The sequence below is a fragment of the Microcoleus sp. S13C4 genome (assembly GCF_036700865.1).
Classification (GTDB): domain Bacteria; phylum Cyanobacteriota; class Cyanobacteriia; order Cyanobacteriales; family Microcoleaceae; genus Microcoleus.
Genome location: NZ_JAUBPS010000155.1, coordinates 1 through 2191, shown reverse-complemented (window position 1 = coordinate 2191; position 2191 = coordinate 1). Strand labels below are relative to the sequence as shown.

Genomic DNA, 2191 nt, shown 5'->3' with positions numbered 1-2191 from the left:
GAGCCGGATGCAATGAAAGTCGCACGTCCGGATCTAACTGAGAGGTGCGGAGGATAATACCTCCCATCGACTCAACCTGAATAAGCTTGCCTGCATCACATTACTCGATCGCTTTAAACTGGATTTATCTGTCTGCAAAAATTGCCAAAAACTAAATCTCACTAAAAATCTGACAAGAGTGAATTTCACAACTGCGGGCTAGGGCTATCAAGCCTGCTTTCCGCCTACCTTCGTACACCTCACCCAGGAAAAATAGCATTATGGGATTATTTGACCGCATTAGCCGAGTCGTCAAAGCCAATCTTAACGATCTGGTCAATAAAGCTGAAGACCCGGAAAAGATTTTAGAACAGTCCGTTACGGATATGCAGGAAGACTTGGTGCAGTTGCGTCAGGCCGTTGCCAGCGCGATCGCTACTCAAAAGCGCACCCAGACTCAGTACAATCAAGCTGAATCTCAGTCTAACCAGTGGCAGCAGCGCGCTCAGCTAGCCCTGCAAAAAGGAGACGAGACTTTAGCGCGGGAAGCGCTGGTTCGCAAAAAGTCTCACGCTGAAACGGCGGCTACGCTGAAAGCAAGTCTGGATCAGCAATCGGCTCAGGTGGAAAGTCTCAAGCGCAACTTGATCGGTTTGGAAAGCAAAATTTCCGAAGCTAAGACGAAAAAGGATATGCTCAAAGCGAGGATATCCGCTGCTAAGGCTCAGGAACAGCTCAACAATACCATTGGCACCTTGAATACTGGCAGTTCAATGGCGGCTTTTGATCGCATGGAAGAAAAAGTTTTGCAGATTGAAGCTCGCGCGGGGGCTTCGGCAGAATTGGCCGCCGGCGGCAGCAATTTAGAGGAACAGTTCCGCTTGCTCGAAAGCGGTGGTGATGTTGACGACGAGTTGGCTCAGATGAAAGCTCAACTGACCGGGGGTTCTGTGTCTCAAGGTCAATTGCCTGCTGCGGGTAAAACGGCAGCAGCTAGTAGCTCGGAGTCGAGTCCGGTGATTGACGCTGAGTTGGAAGAATTGCGATCGCAGCTCAATAAAATGTAGTAATCTCTATCAAAATTTACCTATTTCTCAGATCGCAGGTTGGATACAGCGTATTCCAGGTTGATGAAGTGTAGGGACAAAGGCTTTCGCCGTGTCCCTACGGGGATAGAACGATAGGCGGGGTACTTCATAAACGTCGAATCTGCTGTAGAATGCTCCGCCGACCTACAGGGCTAGCTTGGGAGGTCGGAGTTTTTTTAGTTATTTCTGTATACACAAAGAATGGCTTTTGTCAACCATCTTTATATTGACTTAAGGAATGAAGTGTTTAAACCCACATTCCGCAGATATTTAGACAAATTTAATAGTTTTAAATTGGGAGGCATAAAGCCATGAAATCATTTGTGACAAGTTAAGAAAAAGTGCAAATTGTCAAGGGGGTAGACCAAACAAGGTAAAATAGGATGAAACCTTTACGGGGCAAGCAGTTGAGCCATAGTTGAACCAGTTATGAGTAGCAAAAAAAGAATTAACCGAGATCATGCAAAGAAAAAAAATAGTCCCCAAATAGAAAATGAAGCGATTGCGAATCATTTGGAAGATTTATTAATTCCAGCAATGGCTGCTCAAAAAACTTTTTATCGCCAACTAAATTTAAGAGATAGGATTCTGACACTACCATTAATGATCAGGGTAAGCTCATCTAATTTGGTATAAATTGTACTTGACTTTAAGGGCAATATATGAAGGAGTATCCAGTCAATAGCGGTTCTTGAGAATCCATTGAAGATATGGTGACGAGCGCCCGCTCCGTGTAAATGAGGCTGGTAGCGGGCGCTCGATGCCCCACGGGCGCTCGAGTCACAAGGGGCGCTCGACCCGCAGCGTTAAAAATGTCAAATGCGTCCTATAATACTGCTTCATATCAGTCACGAATGGTGAGGAAAAAACAATGGAGAAAGGATTCGATCGTGTTGTGAATGAGCCCACATCATCGCCGACAATCGAGCGGCCTCAACCCATCTCCATGCAAGACTTACAAATCAGCTTATCAACTTATTTTGACGCTCTACCAGACCCAAGAGTAGACCGAACCAAACAACACTTACTCAAAGACATTCTTGTAATTAAGTAGTTAAGCAAAATTAATTACATAATTATCTCCAAATTCTTTAAGAATTTTTTCTACAGATGAAACAAGAGAT

Annotated in this window: 1 protein-coding gene and 1 pseudogene; both read left to right on the top strand. The window is 44.8% G+C overall.

Features of this window, described 5'->3' with window-relative positions:
- Positions 1 to 260: 260 nt before the first annotated feature.
- Positions 261 to 1046, top strand: a complete 786-nt coding sequence (locus QT996_RS28320; RefSeq protein ID WP_006635936.1) for a PspA/IM30 family protein — start codon at positions 261 to 263, stop codon at positions 1044 to 1046.
- Positions 1047 to 1496: 450 nt separating this feature from the next.
- Positions 1497 to 1676 (top strand): annotated as a pseudogene (locus tag QT996_RS28315) (hypothetical protein); the annotation flags it as partial.
- Between the last annotated feature and the right edge of the window lie 515 nt (positions 1677 to 2191).

Excerpts from the sequence above, each read along its gene's own strand:
- QT996_RS28320 (WP_006635936.1), top strand. The coding sequence starts at position 261 with ATGGGATTATTTGACCGCATTAGCCGAGTCGTCAAAGCCAATCTTAAC.